Below are 6246 nucleotides of genomic sequence, written 5' to 3' on the forward strand. Positions count from 1 at the left end.
CGCCGCCGTGCAGTTGGGCGCGGGCGCGACCATGCAGCGGGCCGCCGCCGGGCAGGCCGAGGCGGCCACCCGGGCCGGCTTCGCCGTGACGGGCACGACCGCCGACCGGGTACGGGACGTCCCGGGCGTCGCGGCCGCGACCGACGTCCTGCGGTCCACCGTGGTCCTCGCCCACGAGGAGGCCGGCGAGCCCCGGCTCGACCGGCTGCCCGCCCTGGGCGTGGACGCGCGTGGTCTGGCCGGCACCCTCGACCCGGGCGTGGTGACGGGCGACCTGGCGGGGCTCGCCCGGCCGGGGACGGTGGCGCTCGGAGCGGACCGGGCCGACGCGCTGGACGCACGCCCCGGCTCGGTGGTGACCCTGCGCCACGGCGACGGGACCGAGGCGCGACTGCGGGTGGTGGCGGTCTATGAACGTGCGCTCGCTCTTGGGGAGTTCCTGCTTCCGGCCGCCGATCTGGCCCGCCACATGACCGACCCGTTCCCGGCCCGCGTCCTCGTGGCGCAGCGGCCCGGCGCGGACCCCGCCGCCGTACGGGCCGGGCTGGCCGCGCTCGGCGCCGTACAGCCGGGGCCGCGGCCGACGCCCGAGCGGGCCGTGCGGGACGGCGAGGAGCTCAACCGGCTCGTCTCCACGGCCGTGGTCGCGGCCGTCGGCGGCCTCACGGTGATCGCGGTCCTCAGCACTCTGGTGCTGGTCACCCTCGGCCGCCGCGACGAGTTCGCGTTGCTCGGCCGGGTCGGCGCGGCCCGCTCCCAGGTGCGGCGGATGCTCCGTGTCGAGGCCGCCGTCGTCACGGGGACGGGTCTGCTCCTCGGCGCGGCGGTGGGCGCCCTGCCGCTGACCGCCTTCGCGGTGTCGATGGCCGGGACCGCCCCGTACCTGCCGTCGCCGGAGGCCGCGGCGATCGTCGCGACGGTCGCCGCGACGGCGTACGCGGGCGTGCTGCTCCCTGCGAAGCAGGGCAGGTTCGTGCGCAGTTGAGACGGACGGCCACCGCCCGGGGCGCCGCGTGCGGTCAGGCGTCGAGGTACGCCAGGACCGCCAGCACCCGGCGGTGGCCGCTGTCGCTCGGCGGCAGCCCCAGCTTCGCGAACACGTTGCCGACGTGCTTGTGGACCGAGCGTTCCGTCACCACCAGCGTCCGGGCGATCGTTCCGTTGTCGTGCCCCTGCGCCATCAGTTCCAGGACCTCGCGCTCGCGTGGCGTCAGCGTGTCCAGCGGGTCGTCGCGCCGCCGCGCCATCAGCTCCGTCACGACCTCCGGGTCCAGCGCCGTGCCCCCGCCGGCCACCCGGTCCAGGGCGTCCAGGAACTCGTCCACCCGCCCCACCCGGTCCTTCAGCAGGTAGCCGACGCCCTGCGCGCCGCCGCCGAGCAGCTCGGCCGCGTACGTCTCCTCCACGTACTGGGACAGCACGAGCACCGGCAGGTCCGGCAGCTGCTCGCGGGCCGCGAGCGCCGCCCGCAGCCCCTCGTCGCGGAACCCGGGCGGCAGCCGTACGTCGAGCACCGCCACGTCCGGCCGGTGCTCCAGGAGCAGCGGCAGGATCTCGGGGCCGGTCGCCGCGACGCCGGCCACCTCGTGGCCCGCGGACGTCAACAACAGGACCAGGCCCTCCCGCAGCAGGGCATTGTCCTCGGCGATCACCACACGCACGGCAACTCCACTTCGATCACGGTCGGCCCCCCGACGGGGCTGGTCAGACTGACGGCGCCGTCCAGCGCGGCGACCCTGCGGCGCATCCCGAGCAGCCCCGAGCCGCTGCTCTCGTCCGCGCCGCCGCGCCCCTCGTCCCGTACCGCGATCCGCAGCCGGGCCGGGTCGCGGACCAGCTCGACGCGGGCGCGCGGGGCGCCGCTGTGCTTGGCGGCGTTGGTCAGCGCCTCGGCGACGACGAAGTACGCAGCGGCCTCGACGGCGGCGGGCGCGCGCGGGCCGTCGTCCGCGCCGTCGGCGACGACGCTGACGTCCAGGCCGCTGCTCGCCGCCAACGCCCGCACCGCGCCGGTCAGTCCGCGGTCGGTGAGGATGGGCGGGTGGATGCCGCGGACGACGTGCCGCAGCTCGGCCAGCGCCTCCTCCGCCTGGTCCTGGGCCTCGTCGAGGAGCCGGCGGGCGGTCGCGGGATCGGACTCGTACGCCCGGCGGGCCAGCCCGATCCGCATGGACAGCGCGACCAGACGGGCCTGTGCGCCGTCGTGCAGATCGCGTTCGATGCGGCGCAGTTCGGCGCCGTGCGCCGCGACCGCGCCCGCGCGGGTCGCCGTGAGCTGCTCGATCCGCTCGGCGAGCGCGGCGTCCGCGGCGTCCGGCGACGGCGCGAGCAGCGCGCGGGACCAGTCGGCCTGGAGGTCGGCGAGCCGTCCCAGCAGGGGCAGCGCGACGGGGGCGCGGCCGGCGAGCCCGCACCACGCGCCGTCGACCATCAGCGCGGGGATCCACAGCACCATGGCGGCGTACAGCAGGACCATGCCGTAGAGGATCTCCGCGAGCATCCAGATCAGGTCCCGGTGCGTGCCGGGGTCGCCGAGCGCCGCGCGGACGCGTTCGGGGAGCGGGCCTTCGAGCGGACGGTACGCCTCCGGCACCGGGACGCCGGAGCGGGCGGCGCTGCGGCGGCGCTCCAGGCCGGCGATCCGGCGCAGCAGCAGGACGCTCTCCGGCAGCACGCCGGCACCGATCACGGTGGCCGTGAGGAAGGCGGTGAAGACGACGACGCCAATCATCAGGTGGCACACCAGCGAGACGGCGGCCCCGCGGAGCAGGTACAGCGACGCCCGGCCCGCTTCCTTGATCGCCTCACGCATGCGCCCAGGCTAGGCGACGGCACGGGGCGGGGGCGGTGGAGCGGGCTACACCATGGATGCGGGGGCGGACTCGGCTGCCCCCAGAGGGACGGAGAGGTGATCATGGAGGGGTCGGGAACCACCGACCGGATGCCCAACTTCCTTGGAGGACAACCCATGAGGCCCCTGCTCTGGCTGCTGCTCGTCGTCTTCGTCGCCGCGAACCTCTGGGTCTCCCTCCTCTCCGGCTACACCGGGGCGAAGGAGGTCGTGGCGAGCGTGACGACCGGCAGCGTGGTGATCGGCTCGGCGGTCGCCCTGTGGCTGACGCGTTCGCGGTCGGGGTCGCGCTCGGGGTCCCGTGTCTCCTGACTCGGTCGGGGCTGTCGGACGGTCCGAGTCGTCGGGACGGTCGGGGTTGGCGGAGGCTGTCAGTGGGCTGCCCCACAATGGAGGACGTACCTGAGGTCTGAGGAGGCGGGGCTGACATGGCCGTGTGGGACGACCTGGTCGGACAGGAGCGGTTGGCGGAGCAGCTGGCCGCGGCCGCGCGCGACGCCGACGCGCTCGTGACCGCCCAGGCCGCCGGCGGGCCCGGCCCCGATTCGTCGAAGATGACGCACGCCTGGCTGTTCACCGGCCCGCCGGGGTCGGGGCGCGCGACGGCCGCGCGGGCGTTCGCCGCCGCGCTGCAGTGCGTCAGCCCGGACCGGGCGCTCGGCGGGGCGCCGGGGTGCGGGTTCTGCGACGGCTGCCACACCGCCCTGATCGGCACGCACGCCGACGTGCAGGTCATCCGGACGGACCTGCTCTCGATCGGCGTGAAGGAGACCCGCGACCTCGTCCGCCGGGCCCAGCTCTCCCCGGCCGTCGGGCGCTGGCAGGTGATCGTCCTGGAGGATGCCGACCGGCTCACCGAGGGCGCGGGCAACGTGCTCCTGAAGGCCGTCGAGGAGCCCGCGCCGCGCACGGTCTGGCTGCTGTGCGCGCCGTCCCTGGAGGACGTGCTGCCGACGATCCGGTCCCGCTGCCGCCACGTCTCGCTCCGTACGCCCCCGGTGTCCGCCGTCGCCGACGTGCTCGTACGGCGCGACGGCATCGATCCGGAGGCCGCGCAGGCCGCCGCCCGCGCCACGCAGGGGCACATCGACCGGGCGCGCCGGCTGGCCACCGACGAGCGGGCGCGGGCCCGCCGGGCGACGGTGCTCAAGCTGCCGCTGCGGGCCGAGGACGTCGGCGGCGGCCTGCGGGCCGCCCAGGAGCTCATCGACGCGGCGGCGGAGGACGCGCAGCAGGTCGCCGAGGAGATCGACGCCAAGGAGACCGAGGAGCTGAAGGCCGCGCTCGGCGCGGCCCAGGGCGGGCGGATGCCGCGCGGCACCGCGGGTGTGATGAAGGAGCTGGAGGAGCGGCAGAAGCGGCGAAGAACGCGTACCCAGCGCGACAGCCTCGACCTCGCCCTCACCGACCTGACCGGCTTCTACCGCGACGTCCTGGCCCTCCAGATGCGCGCCCGCACGCCGCTGGCCAACGAGGACGTACGGGACGCCCTGGAGCGGGTCGCCCGCGACACCACCCCGGAGCGGACCCTGCGCCGCATCGAGGCGGTGCTGGCCTGCCGCGAGGCGCTGGACCGGAACGTGGCGCCGCTGCTGGCGGTGGAGGCGATGACGATGGAGCTGCGCGGCTGAGGTCGGGGCGCGTGGCGCGGCGGTCGGGGTCGAGCCTCCGATTGGACACGCTGTGTGCTGGTGCCGCTACCCTCCGGGAATGGACTCCAGGCGTTTGCTCCGCACGTCCGCCGTGGCCCTGGCCGCCGCCGGGCTCCTCGTCTCCGGCTGCACGGCGGGAAGCGACGCGGCCGCGCCGCGGGGCTCCGCGCCGTCGCCGTCGGGGACGGCCGGCCTGGAGCCGTACTACGGCCAGCGGCTGAGCTGGCGCGCCTGCGGCGTGCCGGACTTCCAGTGCGCGACGCTGCGCGCGCCCCTGGACTACGCGAGGCCGGACGCGGGCGAGGTGAAGTTGGCCGTCTCCCGGGTGAAGGCGACGGGCCCGGGCAAGCGGCTCGGCTCGCTGCTGGTCAACCCGGGAGGCCCCGGCGGCTCCGCGGTCGGCTACCTCCAGGGATACGCGGGCATCGGCTACCCGGCCCCGGTCAAGGCGCGCTACGACATGGTCGCCGTCGACCCGAGGGGCGTGGCGCGCAGCGAGCCGGTGGAGTGCCTGACCGGGCCGCAGATGGACACGTACACGCAGGTCGACGCCACGCCGGACGACGCGCGGGAGTCGGCGGCGCTCGCGACGTCGTTCCGGACCTTCGCGAGCGGCTGCGGGAAGCGGGCCCGGAAGGTGCTGTCGCACGTCTCGACGGTGGAGTCGGCACGCGACATGGACATCCTGCGGGCGGTCCTCGGCGACGAGAAGCTGACCTACGTGGGCGCGTCGTACGGGACCTTCCTCGGCGCGACGTACGCCGAGCTGTTCCCGGGGCGGGCCGGGCGGCTGGTGCTCGACGGGGCGATGGACCCGTCGCTGCCCGCGGTCGACCTGAACCGGGACCAGACGGCCGGCTTCGAGACCGCGTTCCAGGCCTTCGCGGCGGACTGCGTCAAGCAGCCGGACTGCCCGCTCGGCACGGGGTCGGCGGAGGCGGCGGCGGTCCGCATGCGGGCCTTCTTCCGCGAGCTCGACGCCGAGCCGGTGCCCACGGGGGAGAGCCGCCGCCTGGGCGAGTCGCTGGCCACGACCGGGGTGATCGCGGCGATGTACGACGAGGCTGCCTGGCCCCAGCTCCGGGAGGCGCTCACGCAGGCGATGGGCGGCGAGGGCTCGGGGCTGCTCGCGCTGGCCGACAGCTACTACGAGCGGGAGGCGGACGGCACGTACTCGAACCTGATGTTCGCCAACGCGGCCGTGAACTGCCTGGACCTCCCGCCGGCCTTCGACGGCCCGGCGGAGGTCGAGAAGGCGGTGCCGTCCTTCGAGAAGGCCTCCCCGGTCTTCGGCGAGGGCCTCGCCTGGGCCTCCCTGAACTGCACGTACTGGCCCACCCCCGCCACCGGCCGCCCCCACCGCATCACCGCCAAGGGCGCGCCCCCGCTCCTGGTCGTCGGCACCACCCGCGACCCGGCCACCCCCTACAAGTGGGCCCAGTCCCTCGCGTCCCAGCTCGCCTCCGGCGTCCTCCTCACCTACGAGGGCGACGGCCACACGGCCTACGGCCGCGGCAGCGACTGCATCGACTCCGCGATCAACGCCTACCTCCTCGAAGGCGCACCCCCCGCGAAGGGAAAGCGCTGCTCATGACGGTGGTCGGAGCACCCCGATTAACTGTGTAGACTTGGCGACGCTGCTGCACCCACCATGGGACCGCACGGCTTGCCGCCTTAGCTCAGTTGGCCAGAGCAACGCACTCGTAATGCGTAGGTCTCGGGTTCGAATCCCGAAGGCGGCTC

At 75.4% G+C, this 6246-nt stretch carries 6 protein-coding genes and 1 tRNA gene; 5 read left to right on the plus strand and 2 right to left on the minus strand.

What is annotated here, in order from left to right; all coding sequences use genetic code 11:
- Positions 1 to 985 (plus strand): ABC transporter permease (locus tag VIU94_RS30690; RefSeq protein ID WP_331916308.1); only part of this gene is annotated, 985 nt, incomplete at its 5' end.
- Between the two features lie 34 nt (positions 986 to 1019).
- Here VIU94_RS30690 and VIU94_RS30695 read toward each other — a convergent pair.
- Together VIU94_RS30695 and VIU94_RS30700 are read right to left on the minus strand one after the other, a co-directional pair.
- Positions 1020 to 1661 (minus strand): LuxR C-terminal-related transcriptional regulator, encoded by a 642-nt coding sequence (locus tag VIU94_RS30695; protein WP_331916310.1) that lies wholly within the window; start codon positions 1659 to 1661, stop codon positions 1020 to 1022.
- Complete coding sequence (locus tag VIU94_RS30700; RefSeq protein ID WP_331916312.1) at positions 1649 to 2812, minus strand: sensor histidine kinase; 1164 nt, start codon at positions 2810 to 2812, stop codon at positions 1649 to 1651. Before VIU94_RS30700 ends, VIU94_RS30695 begins: the two co-directional genes overlap by 13 nt.
- Positions 2813 to 2968: 156 nt before the next feature.
- On the opposite strand from VIU94_RS30700, the gene VIU94_RS30705 reads away from it, so the two are divergent.
- From VIU94_RS30705 to VIU94_RS30720, 4 genes are all read left to right on the plus strand, one after another.
- On the plus strand, positions 2969 to 3163 hold the full coding sequence (locus VIU94_RS30705; RefSeq protein ID WP_331916314.1) for a hypothetical protein: 195 nt from the start codon (positions 2969 to 2971) through the stop codon (positions 3161 to 3163).
- A 116-nt stretch (positions 3164 to 3279) separates the two neighbouring features.
- On the plus strand, positions 3280 to 4482 hold the full coding sequence (locus tag VIU94_RS30710) for a DNA polymerase III subunit delta' (protein ID WP_331916316.1): 1203 nt from the start codon (positions 3280 to 3282) through the stop codon (positions 4480 to 4482).
- A gap of 79 nt (positions 4483 to 4561) precedes the next feature.
- Positions 4562 to 6097 carry an alpha/beta hydrolase gene (locus tag VIU94_RS30715; RefSeq protein ID WP_331916318.1) on the plus strand — a complete coding sequence of 512 codons (1536 nt, stop codon included), beginning with the start codon at positions 4562 to 4564 and terminating at the stop codon, positions 6095 to 6097.
- Between the two features lie 74 nt (positions 6098 to 6171).
- Positions 6172 to 6245: transfer RNA gene (locus tag VIU94_RS30720), tRNA-Thr, on the plus strand.
- The last annotated feature ends 1 nt before the right edge of the window (position 6246 follow it).

The organism is Streptomyces sp. (assembly GCF_036566765.1).
GTDB lineage: Bacteria > Actinomycetota > Actinomycetes > Streptomycetales > Streptomycetaceae > Streptomyces.

Coding starts and splice junctions, on each gene's coding strand:
- VIU94_RS30715 (WP_331916318.1), top strand. CDS start 4,562: ATGGACTCCAGGCGTTTGCTCCGCACGTCCGCCGTGGCCCTGGCCGCC.
- VIU94_RS30700 (WP_331916312.1), bottom strand. CDS start 2,812: ATGCGTGAGGCGATCAAGGAAGCGGGCCGGGCGTCGCTGTACCTGCTC.
- VIU94_RS30710 (WP_331916316.1), top strand. CDS start 3,280: ATGGCCGTGTGGGACGACCTGGTCGGACAGGAGCGGTTGGCGGAGCAG.
- VIU94_RS30705 (WP_331916314.1), top strand. CDS start 2,969: ATGAGGCCCCTGCTCTGGCTGCTGCTCGTCGTCTTCGTCGCCGCGAAC.